18 protein-coding genes are annotated in these 20,814 nt (G+C 74.8%); 10 read left to right on the top strand and 8 right to left on the bottom strand.

What is annotated here, in order from left to right; translation table 11 throughout:
• Nucleotides 1–46 precede the first annotated feature (46 nt).
• Nucleotides 47–2,107, bottom strand: a complete 2,061-nt coding sequence (locus tag DRB96_RS18375) for a tetratricopeptide repeat protein (protein ID WP_343234533.1) — start codon at nt 2,105–2,107, stop codon at nt 47–49.
• 113 nt (nt 2,108–2,220) lie between these two features.
• Here DRB96_RS18375 and DRB96_RS44705 point away from each other — a divergent pair, with 113 nt between their 5' ends.
• Together DRB96_RS44705 and DRB96_RS18365 are read left to right on the top strand one after the other, a co-directional pair.
• The gene (locus DRB96_RS44705; protein ID WP_239516064.1) at nt 2,221–2,637 is read left to right on the top strand and encodes a hypothetical protein; all 417 of its coding nucleotides are present in this window, start codon (nt 2,221–2,223) and stop codon (nt 2,635–2,637) included.
• 549 nt (nt 2,638–3,186) lie between these two features.
• Nucleotides 3,187–3,504: a hypothetical protein gene (locus DRB96_RS18365; protein ID WP_112449445.1), complete on the top strand. Its 318-nt coding sequence runs from the start codon at nt 3,187–3,189 to the stop codon at nt 3,502–3,504.
• A gap of 779 nt (nt 3,505–4,283) precedes the next feature.
• Here DRB96_RS18365 and DRB96_RS18355 read toward each other — a convergent pair.
• From DRB96_RS18355 to DRB96_RS18350, 3 genes are all read right to left on the bottom strand, one after another.
• Entirely contained in the window at nt 4,284–4,799 is a 516-nt protein-coding gene (locus DRB96_RS18355) for a hypothetical protein (RefSeq protein ID WP_112449443.1), read from the bottom strand.
• Nucleotides 4,800–4,879: 80 nt separating this feature from the next.
• The gene (locus tag DRB96_RS43030) at nt 4,880–5,059 is read right to left on the bottom strand and encodes a hypothetical protein (RefSeq protein ID WP_162688515.1); all 180 of its coding nucleotides are present in this window, start codon (nt 5,057–5,059) and stop codon (nt 4,880–4,882) included.
• Between the two features lie 188 nt (nt 5,060–5,247).
• Nucleotides 5,248–6,156 (bottom strand): helix-turn-helix domain-containing protein, encoded by a 909-nt coding sequence (locus DRB96_RS18350; protein WP_112453526.1) that lies wholly within the window; start codon nt 6,154–6,156, stop codon nt 5,248–5,250.
• Between the two features lie 348 nt (nt 6,157–6,504).
• On the opposite strand from DRB96_RS18350, the gene DRB96_RS18340 reads away from it, so the two are divergent.
• Nucleotides 6,505–7,068, top strand: coding sequence for an MBL fold metallo-hydrolase (locus DRB96_RS18340; protein ID WP_112449441.1), 564 nt, complete (start codon nt 6,505–6,507; stop codon nt 7,066–7,068).
• A gap of 115 nt (nt 7,069–7,183) precedes the next feature.
• The gene (locus DRB96_RS18335) at nt 7,184–9,739 is read left to right on the top strand and encodes a discoidin domain-containing protein (protein ID WP_239516333.1); all 2,556 of its coding nucleotides are present in this window, start codon (nt 7,184–7,186) and stop codon (nt 9,737–9,739) included.
• A 63-nt stretch (nt 9,740–9,802) separates the two neighbouring features.
• Here DRB96_RS18335 and DRB96_RS18330 read toward each other — a convergent pair whose 3' ends face one another.
• Together DRB96_RS18330 and DRB96_RS18325 are read right to left on the bottom strand one after the other, a co-directional pair.
• Entirely contained in the window at nt 9,803–12,778 is a 2,976-nt protein-coding gene (locus DRB96_RS18330) for a tetratricopeptide repeat protein (RefSeq protein WP_112449440.1), read from the bottom strand.
• Nucleotides 12,775–13,245: a hypothetical protein gene (locus DRB96_RS18325; protein ID WP_112449439.1), complete on the bottom strand. Its 471-nt coding sequence runs from the start codon at nt 13,243–13,245 to the stop codon at nt 12,775–12,777. Before DRB96_RS18325 ends, DRB96_RS18330 begins: the two co-directional genes overlap by 4 nt.
• Before the next feature lie 218 nt (nt 13,246–13,463).
• Here DRB96_RS18325 and DRB96_RS18320 point away from each other — a divergent pair, with 218 nt between their 5' ends.
• From DRB96_RS18320 to DRB96_RS44700, 5 genes are all read left to right on the top strand, one after another.
• A complete protein-coding gene (locus tag DRB96_RS18320; RefSeq protein ID WP_112449438.1) occupies nt 13,464–13,871 on the top strand; it encodes a MarR family transcriptional regulator in 408 nt (135 codons plus the stop codon).
• A gap of 54 nt (nt 13,872–13,925) precedes the next feature.
• Nucleotides 13,926–14,498 carry a hydrolase gene (locus tag DRB96_RS18315; RefSeq protein WP_112449437.1) on the top strand — a complete coding sequence of 191 codons (573 nt, stop codon included), beginning with the start codon at nt 13,926–13,928 and terminating at the stop codon, nt 14,496–14,498.
• 351 nt (nt 14,499–14,849) lie between these two features.
• Nucleotides 14,850–15,440 (top strand): class I SAM-dependent methyltransferase, encoded by a 591-nt coding sequence (locus DRB96_RS18305; RefSeq protein WP_112449436.1) that lies wholly within the window; start codon nt 14,850–14,852, stop codon nt 15,438–15,440.
• Nucleotides 15,437–16,258 carry a lyase family protein gene (locus DRB96_RS18300; RefSeq protein ID WP_239516332.1) on the top strand — a complete coding sequence of 274 codons (822 nt, stop codon included), beginning with the start codon at nt 15,437–15,439 and terminating at the stop codon, nt 16,256–16,258. The genes DRB96_RS18305 and DRB96_RS18300 overlap by 4 nt, the downstream gene beginning before the upstream one ends.
• A 186-nt stretch (nt 16,259–16,444) precedes the next feature.
• Entirely contained in the window at nt 16,445–17,149 is a 705-nt protein-coding gene (locus tag DRB96_RS44700; protein ID WP_239516331.1) for a GNAT family N-acetyltransferase, read from the top strand.
• Between the two features lie 25 nt (nt 17,150–17,174).
• On the opposite strand, the gene DRB96_RS18290 is transcribed toward DRB96_RS44700, so the two are convergent.
• Nucleotides 17,175–18,692: an MFS transporter gene (locus DRB96_RS18290; RefSeq protein ID WP_239516330.1), complete on the bottom strand. Its 1,518-nt coding sequence runs from the start codon at nt 18,690–18,692 to the stop codon at nt 17,175–17,177.
• A 158-nt stretch (nt 18,693–18,850) separates the two neighbouring features.
• Here DRB96_RS18290 and DRB96_RS18285 point away from each other — a divergent pair, with 158 nt between their 5' ends.
• Nucleotides 18,851–19,438, top strand: coding sequence for an XRE family transcriptional regulator (locus tag DRB96_RS18285; protein ID WP_112449435.1), 588 nt, complete (start codon nt 18,851–18,853; stop codon nt 19,436–19,438).
• A gap of 32 nt (nt 19,439–19,470) precedes the next feature.
• Here DRB96_RS18285 and DRB96_RS18280 read toward each other — a convergent pair whose 3' ends face one another.
• Complete coding sequence (locus tag DRB96_RS18280) at nt 19,471–20,808, bottom strand: cytochrome P450 (protein ID WP_112449434.1); 1,338 nt, start codon at nt 20,806–20,808, stop codon at nt 19,471–19,473.
• Nucleotides 20,809–20,814 lie beyond the last annotated feature (6 nt).

Here is a 20,814-nt window from a genome sequence, read left to right as displayed (position 1 = left end):
CGCTTCCCGCCCCCGCTTCCTGTCTGCCGCTTCCCGCCTGCCGCCGCTACACCGGCACCTCCGCCAGCGCCGACTCCAGCTGCGCCAGCAGCGGCCGGGCGTTCATCCTGCGGCAGCTCGACAGGGCCTCCTCCAGCACCGCCCGGGCGGCCGGCGTGTCCCCCGACGCCAGCAGCGCGCGGGCCGGCGCGGGCCCGGCCAGCGCCCGCACCAGGCTCTGCCCCGACCGGCGGCCCAGCGCGTCGGCCGCCCGCAGATGACGCAGGGCGCCCGCAGTGTCCCCGCGGTCCTGGGCGATCTTGCCGAGCCCGATCCGGGCCGCGCTCTGCCCCGCCAGGTCGCCGGACCCGACGGTGAATGCGAGGACCTCCCCGAAGCCCGCCTCCGCCTCGTCCAGCCGGCCCAGCAGCCGATGGGCGTCGGCGACCCAGCGCAGCATGCACATCCGGGGCCAGGCCGCGCCGCCCGACACGGACACGGCCAGCGCCTCGCGCAGCACCTCCAGGGCGCGTCCGGTCTCGCCGCGCGCGAGCAGCACCTGCCCGATGCCGCGCAGCGCGTGGGCCTGGCCGTAGCGGTCCCCGGCCGCCTCGAAGACGGGCGCGATGCGGCGGCAGCGCCGGGCCGCCTCGTCGAGCCGGCCCTGGATCCGGTCGAGGTAGGAGAGCAGCCAGCCCGCGTACGCCGCCCCGTGCGCGTCCCCGAGCTCCTCGAACAGAGCCTCGCCCGCGCCGAGCATGGCCCGGGCCGGCCCCCGCTCCTCGCGGCAGGTCCGCAGCCGGCCGAGCCCGACCAGCAGCACCGCCTCGCCGGTGCGGTCGCCCACCCCGCGGGCCGCCGCGAGCCCGGCCTCTTGGACGGCCTGCCAGCCGGCCAGGTCGCTGCGGAGGTCGAAGAGGTACTCGGCGCCGGCCGCGAGCTCCCAGCAGGCGTACGGGTCCGCCCGCGCGGCCTGCCGGACGGTGGCCACCAGCGCGTCCCGCTCCGCGCCGAGCCAGGCCACCGGCTCGGCCCGCGGCCCGGCGAGCACCGCCGGATCGGGGACCCGGGCGGCCGTGCGGCCGCCGAGCCCGGGGTAGTCCAGGCCCTGGTGGGCGCGGCGCCCCTCCCGTACGAGCGCCACCCAGCAGGCGAGGACCCGGCGCACCACCGCCGCCGCGTCGGGCGGGGCGAGCTCGCGGCCGAAGGCGCGGACCAGGTCGTGCATGCGGTAGCGCGGCCGGCCGGTGGCGTCCGGGCCGCAGGCCTCCAGCAGGTGCGCCGCCGTCAGGGCGTCGAGCGCCTCCTCGGCGGCGCGCAGCGGCCGGTCCAGGGCGGCCGCCGCCGTCCAGGCCGCGCAGTCGGGGGCGTCGAGCAGCGCGAGCCCGCGCAGGAGGGCCCGCGCGTCGGCCGGGAGCGCGCGGTAGCTGAGCCGCAGCCCGGCCCGCACCCCGTCGAGCACGTCCAGCCGGGCCCGCTCGTCCTCCAGCCGCGCCACCAGGTGGGCCGGTCCCCGGTGGGGGAGCGCGGCCAGCTCGGCGCCGACGACGCGCAGCGCGAGCGGCAGCCGCCCGCACAGCCGGACCAGCTCCCGGGCCGCCTCCGGTGCGGCGGCGATCCGATCGGGGCCGGCGGCCAGGGCGAGCAGCGAGAGCGCGGCCGGCTCGTCGAGGAGCGGGAGTTCGAGGGCGACCCGCCGCTCCAGCCCGCCCAGCCGGTACCTGCTGGTGACCAGCACGCCGCCGCCCGCCCCCGGCAGCAGGGGCCGCACCTGCCCGGCTCCCGCCGCGTTGTCGAGCACCACCAGCAGCCGCCGGTCCGCCACCAGGCTCCGGTACAGGGCCGCGCGTTCGTCCGGATCGGCGGGGACCGCCGGGCCGTCGACGCCGAGGGCGCGCAGGAACCCGGCCAGGACCTCGGCCGGATCCGCCGCGGCGGCCGGATCGGCGCCGCGCAGGTCCACGTACAGCTGTCCGCCGGGGAACTCGCCGCGCAGTGCGTGCGCGACCCGCAGCGCGAGCGCGGTCTTCCCGATCCCGGGCGCCCCCGTGACGACGCAGACCGGTTCGGCGCCCTCGCGCAGCCCGCGCAGCAGTGCGTCCACCTCCCGGTCCCGGCCGGTGAACACACCTGGCCCGGCGGGCAGTTGCGCCGGCCGGGCCCACGCCGCCGCGGCGCGCTCCGGCCCGGTCCGGCTCTGCGCGGGTCCGGGGTCCGGGGCGGCGGGCGCCGCGGCCGGGGGTGCAGGGCGGGGGAGTCGGCCGGGACCGCCGCCTGCAGGGCGGTCAGGGCCCCGCCCGGATCCAGGCCGGCCTGCTCCGCCAGCCGCCGCCGGGCCGCGGCGTACGCGGCCAGGGCCTCGCCGCGCCGCCCCGACCGGTGGAGCGCCAGCATGTGCAGCTCCACCAGCCGCTCCCGCAAGGGGTGTTCGGCCGACAGTCCGGCGAGCTCCGCGCACACCCGCGCGTGCCGGCCGAGCGCGAGGTCCGCGGCCAGCGCGTGCTCCACGCAGTCGAGCCGTTCCTCGGCCAGCCGGGCCGACGCGGCTTCGAAGACCCGGCCCCGGAGTCCGGCCAGGGCCACCGGGCCCCGCCAGGCCCCGAGTGCCCGGCCGAGCAGCCGGCGGGTCTCGCCCGGGTCCCGGCAGGCCTCCGCTGAGCGGCGCAGGCGCGCGAAGTCCCGGACGTCGACCTCCACCCGGTCCGGTGCGCCCGCCGGGTCCGCCGGGTCCTCCGCCGCGTCCGTCGCGTCGGCCGCGAGGGCGAACCCCGCCTCCGTGCGCGCCACCGGGACCCCGGCGCGCCGCAACACCCCCGCCACGTTCTGCAGTTGCTCCCGCGCCGTGGCCGGCGGGTCGTCCCACACCGCCGCCGCCAGCCCGGCGGCCGGGACCACCCGCCCCGCGTCCAGCGCCAGCGCCGCCAGCACCCGCCGGCCGCGCGGTCCGCCGGTGGTCAGGGGGCGGCCGTCCAGGGTGATGCGGACCGGGCCCAGCAGTGAGAGGACGAGGGCCATCGCGCACTCCTGACGCTGTGTCGCGGACGGATGGCCGACGGATGGGCGGCCGGTGGGCCGCGATCGTAGCGTCTGGCCACCCGGCCGGAGCAGGGGTGCCGCACATTCCGCTCCGGCCCGGGAGCGCCGGGGCGCACCCCCACCTCCCCGCGCCCCGGCGCCCCTGCCCACCGCTCCGAGAGGACATGCCCGATGCGTTCCCGCACGCGCACCGCCGCGCTGCTGACCGCCGCCGTGCTCGGCCTGGCCGGTCTCAGCGTCCCCCAGGCCACGGCCCGGGCTTCCGCGGCCTCCCCGCCCTCCGGCCCGGCCGTCGCCGTGGCGATGGGCGACAGCTTCATCTCCGGCGAGGCCGGCCGCTGGCTCGGCAACACCGACCGCTACGACGGCAGCCGCAACGGCACCGACCGGGCCTGGACCGGCGGGTCGAAGTACGACCCGGCCAAGGTCTACGGGGCCTCCGGGGCGGTCGGCGGCTGCCACCGCTCAGGGGGCCCCTCCCAGCGGTAGCTGGGGGAGTCTCGGAGATCGCGGTCGCCCCGCTGCCCGGCATCGACCAGCGGATCAACCTCGCCTGTTCCGGCGCCGAGACCGTCAACGTGCTCAGCGCCGCCAAGGGCGGGCAGCCGTACAACGGAGAGGCCCCGCAGACCGACCAGCTCGCCGCGCTCGCGAGGACGAAGCGGGTCAAGGTCATCGCGCCGTCCATCGGCGGGAACGACCTCGGGTTCGGCCAGATCATCGGAGACTGCGCGTACGACTGGTACTTCAGGAGGCTGTGCTGGAAGAAGCAGGCGCCGGTCGTCGAGGGCAAGCTGCCCGGGGTGAAGGCCAAGGTCGCGGCGGTCGTGGACGACATCCGCGCCGCCATGCGCGGCGCGGGGTACGCGGACGGCGACTACCGCCTCGTCCTGCAGTCCTATCCGTCTCCGCTCCCGGGCGGGGAGTCCTTCCGGCTGTCGCAGAACGACTCGGACCGGATGTTCAAGGACGGCTGCCCCTTCAACGACCGCGACGCGACCTGGGCGGCGTACACGCTGGTCCCGCAGATCGGCAACATGGTCAAGTCGGTGGCCGTGGGCAAGGGCACCGACTTCATGGACCTGAGGGACGCGCTGGCCGGGCACGAGGTGTGCGCGCTGGGCACCGCGCAGGTGGACCAGGGCGGGCCGGACCCGCGTGAGCACGAGTGGTTCCGCTTCCTGGACTACACGAACACGCCCTCGCCCGCCGGGCGGTCACGGGGCGGGGCCCGGCGGGTGCGACGCCGCCGGGCCCCGCCGCCGTGCTCAGCACACGTTCGGGTGCGCGATGTCGAGCACGAACCGCTCGGGGCCGTGCAGCGTGAACGAGGTGAAGGCGGGCTTGGTGTCGAAGGCGGCGCCGAGGGTGACCCGGCCCTCGAAGTCGCCGGTCAGGGCGACGCCCTTCAGCTTGGGCAGGTAGACCTTGAGGAGCTTGGGTCCGCGGTAGACGTTCCGGCCCGCGTCGTCGTGCCCGGCGGCGGGCTCCAGGCGGATCTCCAGGAAGTACCGCCCGGCCAGCGGCACGGGCTTGCCGGACCCGTCGTAGACCAGCCGCGGGACGGGGGCGACGGTGACCGCCGGGACGTGTCCCCGCAGGTCGACGACCAGCCGGTCGTACGTGCAGTGCCCGCCCCAGCGGGCATTGATGACGAGCGGGGTGGAGGAGACGGTTGAGGTGGTGGTGGAGGCGGCGGAGGCCGGCGCTGCGAAGGCGAGGGTGGTGGCGAGGAGTGCGCCCGTACCCAGTGCGGCGGCCTGCCGACGGCGTGGACGGTTCATGACGTCCCCCTGATTCTCGAGAGACGGGGACTGGTGTCACCACCTGAGACGCTCCGCGCGCGCGTGCGGTTGCACCGGGCTCAGCCGGGCAGCAGGGCGCTCAGTTCGGCGTCGAGGTCGTAGTGCCGCTGCTCCTGGCCGCGGGGCACCATCCCGGTCATCCGCCGGCACAGCTCCCGTACGTCCTTCGCGCGGGCGGACACCACGCAGGACTGCTCGCCGTTGCTGGGGCCCCGCCGACGCATGCGTGGCACGCCCACTCGGGCAAGCTAGTGCTGTGACCGGAAAGGTTCACCGGGTCGCGGCGCCCGGCACGGCACCTCGCCGCGTTGTCGGACCACACCGGTACGTCCAGTACGAGGCGTGGTCCTCCGCCTTGCGATGCACCGCACCGGACACCGCGACCCGGCAAACCTTGAGTGCGGGTGGGGTGCGTGCGGCCCGGACCTCAGGGCGTGCTGGTGAAGGAGCGGCGGTAGGAGCGGGGCGGGACTCCGCGCCGGCGCACGAACTGTTCGCGCAGGACGGCGGCGCTCCCGTAGCCGACCCGGCGGGCGATCTCCTCGACGGGCAGGTCCGTGCTCTCCAGGAGCTCCTCGGCGCCGCTCAGTCGCAGGTTGCGCAGCCAGGCGTGCGGGGTGGTGCCGGTGGCGGCGGTGAAGCGGCGGGCGAAGGACCGCTTGCTCATCACGGCGCGCCGGGCCAGTTCCGCGACGGGCAGCGGCTCGTGGAGGTGCTCGCGGGCCCAGGCCAGCACCTCGGAGAGGCGCTCGTCCTCGCAGTCCTCGGGGACGGGGGCGGCCAGGTACTGGGCCTGTCCGCCGTCGCGGTGGGAGGGCAGCACCATGTCCCGGGCGACGGCGTTGGCCATCGCCGCTCCGTGTTCCCGCCGCAGCAGGTGCAGGCACAGGTCGAAGCCGGCGGCGGCTCCGGCACCCGTGATGATCCGTCCTTCGTCGATGTAGAGGGCGTCGGGCTCGACGGTGACCTCCGGGTGGCGGCCGGCCAGCAGTTCGGCGAACCGCCAGTGGGTGGTGGCCCGCCGCCCGTCGAGCAGCCCGGCTTCGGCGAGCGCGAAGGTGCCGACGCAGTGGGCCGCGACGAGCGCGCCGCCCTCGTGCGCGGCCGCCAGCGCGCCGAGTACGGCGGGGCCGGGCGGGGTGCGGAAACCGGCCCCGGGCAGGGCGATCACGAGATCGGCGGCGGCCAGCCGGTCGAGGCCGTGCGCGATGGCGAGCGGCACGCCGATGTCGGTGGGGACCGGCCCGGGCCGGTCGGCGCACAGGGCGAAGTCGAAGCCGGGCAGCCCCTGTCCGTGGGGGCCGAAGACCTCGGTGACGATGCCCACGGCGAGCATGCCGACACCGGGCGGGACGTACGCGGCGACGGTCGTGAAGGGCGGCACGGGGGCAGTCTGACACGGTGGCACGAATCCTGCGATCACTGGCAGGTGTGCCACTCGTGGGCGGTGGACCGGCGCGGAAGGATCGCAGCCATGACGAACACGAAGAACAACACCGCCCCGGCCGCCGCGACGCTCACCGCGCAGGCCACCGCGACGCTCACCGCGCAGGCCACCGCGACGCTCACCGCCCCGGCCGCCGCGACGCTCACCGCCCCGGCCGCCGCGACGCTCACCGCCCCGGCCGCCGCGACGCTCACCGCGCAGCACCGCCGCACCGACGCGCCGCTCGGCCGCAGCGCCGTGTACACGATCCTGACCACCGGCTACGTCGGCTCCACCGGCCCCGGCGTCGCCGCCACCGTCTCCTACGTCTCCGACGGCGGCCGGCACGTGATCTTCGACCCGGGCATGGTGGCCAGCCGCGAGGACATCCTCGGCCCGCTCGCGGAACTCGGCCTCGGCCCCGACGACATCACCGACGTCGTGCTCAGCCACCACCACCCGGACAACACCATGAACGCGGGCCTGTTCACCCGGGCCCGGGTCCACGACCACAAGGTCGAGTACCAGGGCGACCAGTGGGAGAACCGGGACGCGGAGGGCCACGAGCTCACGCCGTCGCTGCGGCTGATCCGCACGCCGGGCCACAGCCTCGAGGACATCACCCTGCTGGCCGGCACGGACACGGGCGTGGTGGCGTTCGCCGGCGACCTGTGGTGGCACTCGGCCGGACCGGCCGACGACCCGGTGGCCCCGGACCGCGATGTGCTGCGCGCTTCCCGGCTGCGGGTGCTGGCCGCGGCGGACCTGATCGTGCCCGGTCACGGCGGCGCGTTCGCGGCCGACGGCAATGTGCCGATCTAGCCGGACATATCCGGGCCGATGATACGGTTTGGCTTCAACCCTGCTTTATTTTTGGCGGGTTGTCGCCGTACTGACCTATGTTCTGGGGCGTACAAGTTCGCTCCAGGAGGTCAGATTGCAGTCCAGGCGCTTCCTCGCCTTTTCCCGCGTGCTACGCCGATCGCGGCTGCTCATAGCCTTCGGCCTCGGCTCGCTCCTCCTCGGCTTCACGCCGTGGCTGGGGGTCGCGAGCCCGGCCGCGGCGGTCCGCGCCCCGGCGCCCCGGCCCACACCCGTGGCCGGCGACGGGAAGGCGGCGGTGCAGTCACCGCACCACGGCATCGCACCGGCGGGTGCGATGGAACCCACGGCTCCGGTTCTCGACCGGGCCGGTTGGACGGCCGCGGCGAGCGACGAGGAGACGGCCGGCGAGAACGGCCGCGCCGTCAACGTGCTCGACGGCGACGTCAACACCATGTGGCACAGCCGGTGGACGGCCCCGGCCGCTCCGCTGCCGCACACCATCACGATCGACATGCACCGCACGGCGGTGGTCTCCGCGCTCGTCTACGTGCCGCGCACCATCGCCTGGGCCAACGGGCGCATCGGTGAGTACAGCATCAGCGTCAGCACGGACGGACAGAACTGGGGCAACCCGGTGGCCACCGGCACGCTCGCGGACGACGCCGCCACCAAGACGCTCGGATTCGCCCCGACCGGCGCCCGGTTCATCCGGCTGACGGCGGCCACCGAGGCCGGCAACCGAGGTCCCTGGACCTCCGCCGCCGAGATCAACCTGCTCGGCGACCCCGGAACCCCGGCGGCCACCGTCGACCTGCCCCGGACCGGCTGGACGGCCGCGGCGAGCGACGAGGAGACGGCCGGCGAGAACGGCCGCGCCGTCAACGTGCTCGACGGCGACGCCAACACCATGTGGCACAGCCGCTATGCGGGCACCCCGGCTCCGCTGCCGCACACCATCACCATCGACATGCACCGCACGGCGGCGGTCTCCGCGCTCGTCTACCACTCCCGCGCGAGCGGGGTCAACGGTCGGGCCGGCGGATACACCATCACCACCAGCACGAACGGCACCACGTTCGGCTCGCCGGTCGCCGTCGGCACCTGGAAGGACGACAACACGGTCAAGACCGCGACGTTCATCCGCACCGAGAACGTCCGCTTCGTCCGCCTGACCGTGACCTCCGAGGCCGGCAACCGCGGCCCGTGGACCTCGGCCGCCGAGATACGGCTGAGCGGACCGGCCAGCCCGGCCCTCCACGGATCCTGGAGCCAGATCACCGGCTTCCCGCTGGTCCCCGTGGCCACCGCCGTCCTGCCGGGCGACAAGCTCCTCGCCTGGTCGGCGTACGCGGTCGACCGCTTCGGCGGCAGCAACGGCTACACCCAGACCGCGATCCTGGACCTGAAGACGGGCAAGGTCACCCAGCGCCGCATCGACAACACCGGCCACGACATGTTCTGCCCCGGCATAGCCATGCTGGCCGACGGCCGCGTCCTCGTCACCGGGGGCAGCAACGCGGAGAAGGCCAGCATCTACGACCCCGCCACCGACGCGTGGTCCTCCACCACCAGCATGAACATCGCCCGCGGCTACCAGGCGATGACGCTCCTCTCCACCGGTGAGGCCTTCGTCCTGGGCGGATCCTGGAGCGGAACCCCGGGCGACAAGGCCGGCGAGGTCTGGTCCCCGGACACCCGCACCTGGCGCAAGCTCCCGGGCGTCTCGGCCGTCACGGCCATGACCGCCGACCCGGCCGGCGCCTACCGCGCCGACAACCACATGTGGCTCTACGCCACCGCGGGCGGCAAGGTGCTCCAGCTCGGCCCGAGCAAGCAGATGAACTGGATCACGACCAGCGGCCAGGGCAGCATCACCGCCGCCGGCACCCGGGCCGACAGCCCGGACGCGATGACCGGCAACGCCGTCGCCTACGACATCGGCAAGCTGCTCACGCTCGGCGGCTCGCCCGCCTACGAGAACACCCCCGCCACGCCGCGCGCCTACACCGTGAACATCACGGGAAGCCAGGTGCAGGCCGCCCGTACCGGCGACATGGGCAACGCCCGCGGCTTCAGCAACAGCGTCGTCATGCCCGACGGCAAGGTGGTCGTCTTCGGCGGCCAGGCCGTCCCGGTGCCGTTCAGCGACGCGACCTCCGTCCTGACCCCCGAGGTCTGGGACCCGGCCACCGGCGTCTTCACCCCGCTCGCCACCATGGCGATCCCGCGCAACTACCACAGCGTGGCCAACCTGCTGCCCGACGGACGGATCTTCTCCGGCGGCGGCGGCCTGTGCGGCGAGTGCGCGACCAACCACGCGGACGGGGCCATCTTCACCCCGCCCTACCTGCTCAACGCGGACGGAACGCCGAAGCCGCGTCCGGTCATCACCGGCAACGTACCCGCCAGGACGGCCCCCGGTACGGCGCTCACGGTGACCACTCAGGCTCCGGTCTCGTCCTTCGTCCTGGTACGGGCGGCGGCCGCGACCCACTCGACCGACAACGACCAGCGACGGGTGCCCCTCGTGTCGACGCCCGCGGGAGCCGGCACGTACACGGTGTCCGTACCCGCCGACACCGGTGTGGTCCTGCCGGGCACCTACATGCTCTTCGCCCTCGACGCCCAGGGCATACCGAGCATCGCCCGCTTCATCACCATCGCCTGACCCGCACCACCTGACACCGCACAACGGTCCCGCCGGTCCTGTGAAGGACCGGCGGGACCTTTTTCATGAGCCGGAGGCGGGGCCCGCGGGCCCGACCAGGGCATGGTGCACGTCCTGGAGGGTCGCCGCGGTCGTGAGCACCTGTCGGATCCCGTCCGCTCGCGCCGTGAGGCCGAGCCTGCCCAGCACGGCGGCGTAGCCGACCAGGACGCCGCGCAGGTCCCCCGCGTACGTCCGCGGCTCGCGCGCGGCCAAGTCCAGGAGGAGGAAGGCCGCTTCCTCCAGCGCCGCCCGCGCGTGGGGAAGCCCGCCGGGATCGGCGGCCCGCCGGCCGGCCATTCCCGCGAGGGCCTTGGCGAGCTCGGCCCGGTGCGCCCCGGGGTCGGTCTGGGCCAGCCGCCTGCGGACCGCGACGGCCTCCTGGAGGGCGGGCAGGACCTCGGGGAGATCCAAGGCGGTGAGCAGGACGACCAGGTTGTCCACCGCGCGGGCGAGGTCGAGGAGGTGGGCGCGCGGATCCGCGGCGGCCAGCCGGCGGCCGATGCCCGTGCCCTCCCGGAGGGCGGACAGGGCCTCGGCCAGCCGTCCCAGGCGGGCGTACCCGGCACTGAGGTTGCCCAGGGCCTTGGCGAGATCGGGCTCGCGGGCACCGGGGTTGGCTTCGGCCAGGCGCCGGAAGAGGGCGACGGCTTCCTCGAACGCCGGGACCGCCTCGTCGGGGCGCTCCGTGCCGATCAGGTACGCGCCGAGGTTGTCGAGCGACGCGGCGAGGTGGGCCTGGTGGGCACCGGGGTTGGAGGCGGCCAGCCGCCTGTCGATGGCGACCGCCTCCCGCACGGCCCGCAGCGCCTCCTCCCGGCGCCCGAGTTGCGACAGCCAGTGCCCCCGGTGGTGCAGCGCCCTGGCGAGGTCGGGCAGGCAGGCGGCGGAGTTCCTCTCGACGATGAGCCGGAAGAGGGTGACGGCCTGCTCGGAGGCCTTCAGGGAATCCTCCGGCCGCCCCAGGTCGGAGAACACGCGGCCGAGGTTGTCCAGGGTCGTGGCCAGGGGGAGCAAGTGGGCCGCCGGTTCGGTGTCGGCCAGCCGCATCAGGATCGCCGTCGCCTCCAGAGTGACCCGCAGAGCCCGTTCCTGCTCTCCCTGTGCGGAGAGCAGGCTGCCCAGATTGACCAGGGCCCCGGACAGACCGGGCAGGTGGCGGGCCGGATCGGCGGCCACCAGCTGCCGGAAGATCCCGGCGGCCTCCTCGGCCGTCGCCAGCGCCTCGGCGCGGCGGCCCCGCGCGGAGAGGTAGCCGCCGAGGTGGGTCAGCGTGCCGCCCAGGCCGGCCAGGTTGGCGTCCGGGTCGACCGCCGCCAGTCGGCGGAAGATCCTGGCGGATTCGTCGGCGGACGCCACGGCCTTGCCGACCAGGCCGGCGTGGTCGTACCGCGTGGCGAGCCGGCTGAGCAGAACGGCCTGGTCGCCGTGGTCATCGGCGTCGGCGAGCCGCCGGGCGGTGAGCCGCTCGGCGACGGAGGCGATGCCCGGGTCGAGGTCGACGTGGCGCAGGCCGGGCAGCACGGTGTCGATCGACTCGAGGACGCCCAGCAGGTCCCCGTCCGCCAACTCCCCTTCCCCGATCCGGGCGAGCGCGGTCAGGGCGGCCGAGCCCGCGTCCAGCGCGAGCCGGGGGTCGGCCCGCACCACGGGGTACAGGTGGCCGTCCCCCACATGGGGCCAGCGGTCGGCGGCGGCCGCGAGGTAGGCGAGCGTACGGGGGGCCCAGGGCGGCGCCGCGCCGTCCTGGCCGCGGCGGAGCAGGGCTGCCGGGACGGCGGCCGCCCACGTGTCCGTCGGATGCCCGGACACCGGGCTGCCGGGCAGCATGAGGGCGAGGAAGTCCTCGGCGAGCCGATCGGGCAGCAGGGGTTCGAGGGTGTTGGCCCGGGCCGGGTCGGTGGGCGGGTAGCAGACGGCGTGGTCGAGGAGGATCCGCTCGGCGGGGGCCCGCGGCATGAGCAGTTCGAGGACCCCGAGGGCGGCCTGGCGGTCGGCGGGCCCGGCGAGGATCGCGGCGAACACCGCGCGCGCCATCACGGCGTCGGACGTGCGGAAATCGAGGCCGCGCCCGGAGTTCTCGTACAGCTGCCGCCAGTTCTCGTGCTCCCGGTCCAGCAGGTAGACGGTGAGGCCGACCACGTCGCCGGGCGGGCGGCGGCCGCGGGCCGCCGCGTCCACGGCGACGAGCGCGGCCATGTGGACCACCAGCGTCAGCCCGAAGCCCGGGGTGTTCAAGGGGCCCGGGGGAGCGATCGCGCGCGGATCGGTGACGTCCGGGTAGTGGACGGCGAAGCAGTCGCGTGCGGCGGTGAACATCCGGTCCCGCGCGCTGCCGTCGTCGGGCAGCGGAGCCAGGTACAGGTCGGAGGTGTCGATGCCCTCCCGGAGCTGGTCGAGCTTGCCCCGCAGCGCGGGCCAGCCGCTCGCCGACCGGCCGATCAGCAGGACCCTCACCGGGACCGGCCGGCGCAGCAGCCGGTTGTGGAACAGCCAGCTCAGGTCCGAGAGGGGCCAGCGGTCCGCGTAGTCCACCAGCAGCAGCACGCCCTCGTGCCCGTCCGGGCGCAGGTCCTGGCTGCCCTCCGCCGGCGGGTGGGCGTCCGAGCCGTGCACGGCGCTCACGACCTTCCACCCCGCGCGCCGGGACTCGGCGGCGAGCAGGTTCGCCAGCCGTGTCTTGCCCTGGCCTCCCTCCCCGTGCAGCCACCGCACCGCGAACCGGGCGTCCGCGTCCCGCCACGCGGCCAGCTCCGCCGACTCGGCGGCGCGGCCGGTGAAGCCGACGACCTCCGTGCGCGCGTCGAGCATCCGGCTGGGCTGCGCCCGCAGCCAGGGCGATCGCGCGTCGGTCGCCGGCCGGTGTCCGAACAGCAGGTACACCGGCCGGCCGTCGCCGAAGACGTGGATGTCCGCGCCGACGCAGCCGTACCCGAAACCGTTCTCGACGTGGACGACCTGCCGGACCCCTGCCGGTTCCGGGGACGCGGACGGAGTCACCCGGCGTCCTCGGTCTCCGTACCGGCGGCGGGCCGAGGGGGAGCCGGCGGTTCCGCGGGTCCCTGGTGCACGATCACGTTGCCGCCCAGCGCGGCGAAGACGCGGCCGTTGTCGCGTGCGGTGTTCGTCTGCTGCCAGACCTGCCGCGCCGGCGGCAGTTCGGCCCGGACCTCGTCCAGCAGCTGCTGCAGTTCCTCCGCCGCGTCGGGGTGTTCGCGCAGGAAGGCGGCGAGTTGCAGCCGCCAGACGGGCACCAGGTCCTGCCGGGCGCCTTCGGTGTCGCCGGACCGGGCCACCAGCGCGGCGTGCCCGTCCATCTGCGCCTCGATGGCCGCCTGTTGATCCGTACCGGCGTGCCGGAACAGGCGGGCCACCCGGGCGCGCGCCGTCGTCCAGGCGTCGGTGGCCATTGCCGCCACCACGGTCGTCGCCCCTGTCATGGCGAGGGCGGCCACGTCTTCGAGCACGAGAACTCCTAGCGGCCAGGAATCTGGATGAGTGCAGCAAATATCCCTTCGGGCCCCGTGCGACATGAGGTACTCGGCCACTTCCGCGGCCGGTCTGGCCGAAAGTGCGGGCGGCGAGGGAGGGCGCTGGCGCGCCCAGAGATACCAAGGCCAACTTGTCAGTCACCCTGTTTGTCCGTTATGGTCGGTTCGTGGGAGCGGAGCGACCGCCTGAGGGCGTGGCCGAGGAACTTCAGCTGGTGATCGGCCTGCTGGTACGGCACCTGCGGATGGCCTCCGCGGGGAGCGGGGTGAGCCTCTCGCAGGCCTCGGTCCTCAAACGCCTCGACCGCGACGGCCCCACCACGGTGACGGCCCTGGCGCAGGCCGAGAGGATCCGCCCCCAGTCGCTGACGGCCACGGTCGGCAGCCTGCGGAACTCCGGACACGTCGTGAGCACCGCACATCCCACCGACGGCCGCCGGAAGGTGATCGCACTGACCGAGCGCGGCCGGGACTTCGTGCGGGAGCGCAAGGAGGCCGGCCACGGACGCCTCGCCGAGCTGATGGCCGAGCGGCTCACGCCCGAGGAGCGGCGGACGGTGGCCGAGGCGATCCCGCTGCTGCGGCGCCTCGCCGAAGCCTGACCGCGGGCCGCCGGAGTCCCGGGGCCGCCGAAAAGAGCAAGGAATGGGGTGCCCATGACCGGCCTGACCCTCGACACCGACACCGCCCTGGTCCTGATCGACCTCCAGAGCGGCATCCTGGCCCTGCCCACGAACCGGCCCGCCGACGAAGTCCTCAAGCGGGGCATCGCGCTCGCCGAGGCCTTCCGCGCCCGGAAGTTGCCCGTGGTCCTCGTACGGGTCGCCTGGTCGCCCGACGGCGGGGACCTGCCGACCACCGATGTCGACCGCCCCGGCCCGGCCGCGGCCCCGCCCGCCGCGTTCTCCGAGATCCCCGCCGAACTCGCGGCCCTCGGCGACGTCGTCGTCACCAAGCGGCACTGGGGTGCCTTCACCGGCACCGAGCTCGACCTCCAGCTCCGCCGGCGCGGCATCCACCGCATCGTCCTGGCCGGCATCTCCACCAGCATCGGCGTCGAGTCCACCGCCCGCACCGCCTGGGAGAACAGCTACCAGCTCGTCTTCGCCGAGGACGCCACGGCCGACACCGATCCGGACTCCCACGCCCACAGCTTCGGCAAGATCTTCCCGCGCATGGGCAAGGTCACCACCACCGAGGAGATCCTCTCCGCCCTCGGCGCGGAGTGAGGCGCCGGAAGCCCTTCGGACCCCTCCCGGGCCGGCGCGTTGCGGTCCGGACCGCTCTCAAGTCACCATGAGCACGGGGACGTTGGCGAAGGAAGCGAGGGCGGCGAGGCGGCGGGGCCGGCGGCTGCCGGCCGCGGCGGGCACGGAGACGGCCCGCCGCCGCAGCCCCCCGCCCGCCGGTCTTCGCCCCGGCGTCCGCCGCCGAAGGGACCCGCACCTTCACCGAGAAGCGCCCGCCCCACTGGAAGTCCTGATCCACGAGAAGTCCTGATCCGCCGGCCCGCGGGCGTCGCGACGCCCGCCGCGATCAAAGGCGTTGTCCGGGGACGGCGGCGGGGGCATGCTCCCCGGATGGACGACACACCGAACCGGTTCCCGGATTCCCTGCCCGCCCTGCGCGCCGCGGCGCACGAGGCGGGCTTCAGCATGTCCTGCGAGGAGCGGACCGGCGGTCTGCTGGCCGTTCTCGCGGCCGCCCGCCCCGGAGGCCGCATCCTCGAACTCGGCACGGGCGCCGGCGAGGGCACCGCCTGGCTCCTCAGCGGGATGGACGGCGCCTCCCGTCTGGTCACGGTCGAGCTGGACGAGACCGTGCAGAAGGTCGGCCGCGAGCAGTTGGGCTCCGACCCCCGGGTGACCTTCGTGGCCGCGGACGGCGGTGACTGGCTGGAGGCGTACGGCGGGGAACCGTTCGACCTGGTCTTCGCGGACACCTGGCCGGGGAAGTTCACCCACCTGGAGCGGGCCCTGGACCTCGTGGCCCCCGGCGGGACGTACCTGATCGACGACCTCCTCCCGCAGCCCGGCTGGCCGCAGGACCACGCGCCGTCGGTCGAGCGCCTGCTCGCCGTCCTGGAGCGACGGGAGGACTTCCGCACGGTCCGCATGGCCTGGGCGAGCGGCCTCCTGATGGCGGTGCGCTCCGCCGCCCCGCGCCCGTGACCGGGGCCTCCATCGGCCGCGAGCAGCGTATCGACGCTCCATCGACCTGGGTCCAGGTCGAGGTGCTCGCCGGCACTGCCCAGGCCGAGCTCGGCGCCGTCCCCTCCGAGGCCTTGGCCGACATCCGCCGGGCCCCGGTTCCCTCCGTCGCCCGGATCCGGGAGCTGGAGGCGGAGCGCGACCACGAGATCCTCGCTTTCCTCGCCGCGCACACCGAGGCGATGCCCGCCGAGTCGGCCCGCTGGGTGCACCACGGAATGACCAGCTACGACCTCGTGGACACCGCCCTCGGCCTCGTGCTGGCCCGCTCGTGCGACCTGGTGCTCGAAGCCGCCCGCGCCCTCGCCCGGCTCCTCGCCCAACGGGCCCTCGAACACTGGGACACGGTGTGCATCGGACGCACCCACGGCATCCACGCCGAGCCCACCACCTTCGGCCAGAAGCTCGCCGTCCACGCCCACGCCGTGCACCGCTGCCTGGGCCGGCTCGCCGACGCCCGCACGGCCGTCGCCGTCGGTACGCTCTCGGGCCCCGTCGGCACGTACTCCCACATCCACCCCCAGATCGAGGAACGGGTCTGCGCGGAACTCGGCCTGGGCGTCGAGCCGATGCCCAGCCAGGTCGTGGCCCGCGACCGGCACGCCCAGTTGCTGTCGGCCCTCGCCATCACCGGAGCGGTCGTCGAGCAGTTCGCCCTGGAGATGCGCCTGCTGCAGCGCACCGAGGTCGCCGAGGTCGAGGAACCCCGATCCCGTGCCTACCAGGGGTCCAGCGCCATGCCCCACAAGCGGAACCCCACCACCAGCGAACGGCTGTGAGGCCTGGCCCGACTCCTGCGGGCCAACGCCGGCGCCTCGTACGAGAACATCGCGCTCTGGCACGAACGCGACCTCGCGCACTCCTCCGTCGAGCGGGTCATCCTGCCCGACAGCCTGGCCGTCTCCCACCACCAGCTGGTCTCCGCGACGGAACTCCTGCGCGGCCTGCGCGTCTTCCCCGCACGGATGTCGTCCCACGTCGACGCGACCCGGGGGCTGGTCTACAGCTCGGAGGTCTTCCTCGACCTCGTCGCCCGGGGAACCGGGCGCGAGGACGCCTACCGGCTGGTGCAGGCGGCGGCCGCCGAAGCGTGGACCACCGGCACCGGACTTCCCGCCGCCCTGGCCGCACGCGGCGTGCAAGTGCGCGAGGAACAGTTCGACCCCCACCGCTTCCTCGGCAACCGCGGTCATCTCAAGACCCGACTCGAAGAACTCGGCAAGGAGTTGCACCAGCATGTGGACATGTGGACATGTGAACAGGTCACCGGCGCCGCCCTCGACGTGCAGGAGGTCCTCGCCCTCTACCGGGCGTCCACCCTCGCCGAGCGGCGCCCCGTCGACGACGTCGAACGGTTCACCAAGATGCTGGCCGGGGCGAACCCGGTCGTCACCGCCCGCACCGCCGACGGCCGCCTCATCGGCATCTCCCGCTCCCTCACCGACGGCGCGTACTCCACGTACCTCGGTGACCTCGCCGTGGACCGGGAGTTCCAGGGCAAGGGCATCGGCCGCGACCTGATCCGCACCACCCAGGCGGCCGCCCCCCAGGCCAAGGTGATCCTCCTCTCCGCCCCCGCGGAGGTCGACTACTACCCCCACACCGGATTCACCCGCCACGAATGCGCCTGGGTCCTCGACAAGCCCATCGGCCGGCCCCTCGCGCGCTGACCTCCGGCCCCGGAGCCGCGCCCCCTCAGCCGCTCGGCCGCCCCGAGCGCGCCGGGCGGGGGCGCGGCTTCCGTGCCGCGAGGGCGAGGGCGAGTGCGACGAGGACCAGGACGCCGGCCACCGCGAACGTGACCCGCATGCCCGTGGCCACGGCCCCAGGGGGCGCCGTGGCGACGTCCGTCGCCGCCGAGGCGGAGGCGAACACGGCGCCCATGACCGACGTACCGGTGATGAGTCCGAGATTGCGCGCCAGGTTGAGCAGGCCGGAGGTGACGCCCCTCCGGTCCGGGCGGACGTCCGCCATGACGGCGGTGTTGTTGGCCGTCTGGAAGACCGCGTAGCCCGCCGTGACGACCGCGATGGGGGCGACGTAGCCGGGGATGCCCAGACTCCCCGCCGTCACCGACAGGGCGAAGGTGCCGACCGCCATCGCGCCGAGTCCGGCGACCGCCATGCGCGGTGCGCCGAACCGGTCAGCGAGGCGCCCGGCCGGTACGCCGGCCAGCGCGGCCACGAGGGGACCGGCCGACAGGACGAGTCCGACCAGCGCCTCGTCGAGCCCGAGGGAGCGGGAGAGGTAGAACGGGCCGACCACCAGCGTCGCCATCATCACCGTCGAGACGAGGGTGCTCATGGCCAGGCTCGCGCGCAGCGCCGGATCGCGGAACGTCGCCGGCCGGATCAGGGGTGACGCCGCCCGCGATTCGGTGCGTACGAAGAGCCCGGCTCCGAGCACGGCGCCCGCCAGGAGGGCCGCGTTGAGCGGGCCGAAACCGCCGTGCCCGGTGGTCATGGCGAGGGCGTAGGCGGCGAGCGTCAGAGCGAGCAGCAGGGTGCCCGCGTGGTCGAAGCGGGCCCGGCCGACCTCCTCAGGCCCCTGCGCCCGCTCCTGCCCCTTCAGACGCTCCAACCCCTCCTGCCCCTTCCGGCGGTCGTCGGGCAGGTGGCGGTGGGCGAGGAAGAGGGCCAGGGCGCCCAGGGGAGCGTTGACGAGGAAGATCGCCCGCCAGCCGGGTCCGGCGATCAGCACGCCTCCCAGCGACGGACCGAGAGCGGTGCCGATCGCGGACATCGTGCCGAGCAGCCCCATGGCCCTGCCGGTCCGCGCCTTCGGCACCGTCCCGCCGACGAACGCCATGGCGAGGGCCATCATGACGGCGGCCCCGAGGCCCTGCGCCGCCCGGGCGGCGATCAGCAGCCACAGCGTGGGCGCGAGGCCGCACAGGACCGAGGCCGCCGTGAACAGCAGGATCCCGGCCAGGAGCAGGCGTCGGCGGCCGATCAGGTCACCGAGCCGTCCGGCGCCGACGATCAGGGTGGTGACGGCGAGGAGATAGGACAGGACGATCCACTGGACCTCCTGGAAGGAGGCGGAGAACGCCTCGGCCAGGGTCGGCAGTGCGACATTGGCGATGCTCGTGCCGAGTGAGGACAGGAGCATCAAGAGTGAGAGGGCGGCGAGCGCCCAGCGGACCGGAGCGGTGCCCCGTCCCGTGGCGGCGGCCGGTGGCGCGTCCTGCTGTCCTGCGGTGCTGGGTCTCACAAGGGACTCCGTTCTCGGGCGACTCCCGCGGCCCCGGCCCACGTTCGGCGGCCCTTGCCGCCGGCGGCCGGATCCCGCTCGTGCCGGGAGCGTGTACCGGCCCGGCCGCCACGGCAACTCTTGTTGCCATTTCCGGGACAGCGGGATGGAATGGCCGGATGGACGACACACCGCCCTACCAAGCGGTTCTCGCGGAGGTGGCACCCCGGCTGCGCCGGCTGCGCGCCCAACGCGGCCTCACCCTTGCCGCCCTCTCCGAGGCCACGGGCATCTCCAAGAGCACCCTCTCCCGGTTGGAGTCGGGGCAGCGCCGCCCCAGCCTGGAACTGCTGCTCCCGCTCGCCGGCGCCTACCGGGTTCCCCTGGACGACCTGGTCGGCGCCCCGGAAGTGGGGGATCCCCGGGTACGGCTGACCGCCCATCCACTGCCGAGCGGCGGCACGTTCGTCCCCCTGACCCGGACCCCCGGGCCCCTCCAGGCATACAAGATGATCATCTCCGACCGCGGTCCCGAGCCGGACCTCCGCACGCACGAGGGCTACGAGTGGCTGTACGTGCTCAACGGCCGGCTGAGGCTCGTCCTCACCGACCACGACCTGGTCCTCGGACCGGGCGAGGCGGCCGAGTTCGACACCCGCCTGCCGCACTGGTTCAGCAGCGCGGACGGCCGGCCGGTCGAGCTCCTCAGCCTGTTCGGACGGCAGGGGGAGCGCATGCACGTCCGCGCGAAGCCCACTCCCGCGTAGCGGTCCCGCACCCGCACCGGCACCCGCACCCGTCACCAGGTGACGGGGAGCTCCCGCAGTCCGTAGACGATGGTGTCCCGCTGGAAGACGAGCCGGTCCTCGGGTGCGGCCAGCCGCAAGCCGGGCAGCCTGCGCAGTAGGGTCTCCAGCACGATCTGCAGCTCGACGCGCGCCAGCGTGTGGCCCAGGCACTGGTGCACGCCGTGCCCGAAGGCCAGGTGGCGGCGTGCGTCCCGGGTCACGTCGAGCTCGGCGGGGCAGGCCGCGACGCCGGCCGGAACACGGTGGGCACTCGGGGTGTCGGCGGTTGCCGGAGCTCCTGCGGCTCCTGCGGCTTCCGAGGCTTCCGAGGCTCCCGGTCCGAAGAGCTCCGGCTGGCGGTTGGCGGTGGACAGCATGCAGATCACCGCGTCACCGGCCCGGATCGGCGCCCCGCCGACGGTGACGTCCGCCGTGGCGGCGCGGCCCAGACCGAGGTGGATGATGGTGAGGTAGCGCAGCAGCTCTTCCACCGCCCCGGGGATCAGCGCCGGGTCGCTCCGCAACAGGCCGGCCTGGTCGGGGCGGCGCAGCAGGGCCAGGACGCTGAGCGCGGCCATGTTGGTGGTGCTCTCGTGCCCGGTGATCAGGAGCATGAAGCCGAGCGAGGCCGTCTCCTGTGCCGTCAGGTCGGGCCGGACGGCGAGCCGGCTGAGGATGTCGTCCCCCGGCGCTTCCCGCTTCCGCTCCGCCAGCGTCGCCAGGTAGTCCATCAGCTCGCGGTGGGCCGCCGCCGCCCGGCCGGGGTCGGTGGTGTTGTCGAGCAGGGTCCGGCTGAGCGACTGGAACAGCGCGTGGTCCTCGTACGGCACCCCCAGCATCAGGCAGATGACCAGCGACGGGACGGGGAGCGCGAAGTCCGCCACGAGGTCGGCGGACCGGCGGCCGCCGGCGGCCATGGCGTCGACGGCGCTCTCCACGACCTCCGCGATGGCCGGGCGCAGCTCCTGGATCCGGCGGGTCAGGAAGTCCTTGGCGACCATGCGCCGCAGGCGGGCGTGCTCGGGGTCGTCCATCCGGATGAAGCTCGGCTGGGCGGTGGCCAGTTGGCGCTGGCCGGGGGAGAGGAAGGGGAAGCCGGGGGTGCGGGCGTCGGCACTGAAGCGGGCGTCGGCGAGCACCGAGCGCACCTCCTGGTGGCCGGTCACCAGCCAGCAGGGCGAGCCGTCGGGCAGCTCGGCGCGGCTGACCGGCGCCTCGGCGGCGGCCGCCGTGTAGCCGGGCGGCGGGTCGTAGGGGCAGGACCCGTAGGCGGCGGGCAGGGCGAGCGCGGGCGCGGCCGCGCCTTCGGTGGAGCTGCCGATGGCGGCGCCGGTGGTGGTCAGGGTCATGGCGGG

This window comes from Streptomyces sp. ICC1 (assembly GCF_003287935.1).
In the GTDB taxonomy this organism is placed as follows: domain Bacteria; phylum Actinomycetota; class Actinomycetes; order Streptomycetales; family Streptomycetaceae; genus Streptomyces; species Streptomyces tritrimontium.
Note: the sequence above shows the minus strand (reverse complement) of the source record. Positions and strands in the feature narration are given on the sequence as shown.

What these genes read in the sequence shown, in the direction of transcription:
- DRB96_RS18280 (WP_112449434.1), bottom strand. Translation starts at nt 20,808, where the DNA reads ATGACCCTGACCACCACCGGCGCCGCCATCGGCAGCTCCACCGAAGGC.
- DRB96_RS18365 (WP_112449445.1), top strand. Translation starts at nt 3,187, where the DNA reads ATGCGTTCCCGCACGCGCACCGCCGCGCTGCTGACCGCCGCCGTGCTC.
- DRB96_RS18355 (WP_112449443.1), bottom strand. Translation starts at nt 4,799, where the DNA reads ATGAACCGTCCACGCCGTCGGCAGGCCGCCGCACTGGGTACGGGCGCA.
- DRB96_RS18315 (WP_112449437.1), top strand. Translation starts at nt 13,926, where the DNA reads ATGACCGGCCTGACCCTCGACACCGACACCGCCCTGGTCCTGATCGAC.
- DRB96_RS18305 (WP_112449436.1), top strand. Translation starts at nt 14,850, where the DNA reads ATGGACGACACACCGAACCGGTTCCCGGATTCCCTGCCCGCCCTGCGC.
- DRB96_RS44700 (WP_239516331.1), top strand. Translation starts at nt 16,445, where the DNA reads ATGTCGTCCCACGTCGACGCGACCCGGGGGCTGGTCTACAGCTCGGAG.
- DRB96_RS18350 (WP_112453526.1), bottom strand. Translation starts at nt 6,156, where the DNA reads ATGCTCGCCGTGGGCATCGTCACCGAGGTCTTCGGCCCCCACGGACAG.
- DRB96_RS18285 (WP_112449435.1), top strand. Translation starts at nt 18,851, where the DNA reads ATGGACGACACACCGCCCTACCAAGCGGTTCTCGCGGAGGTGGCACCC.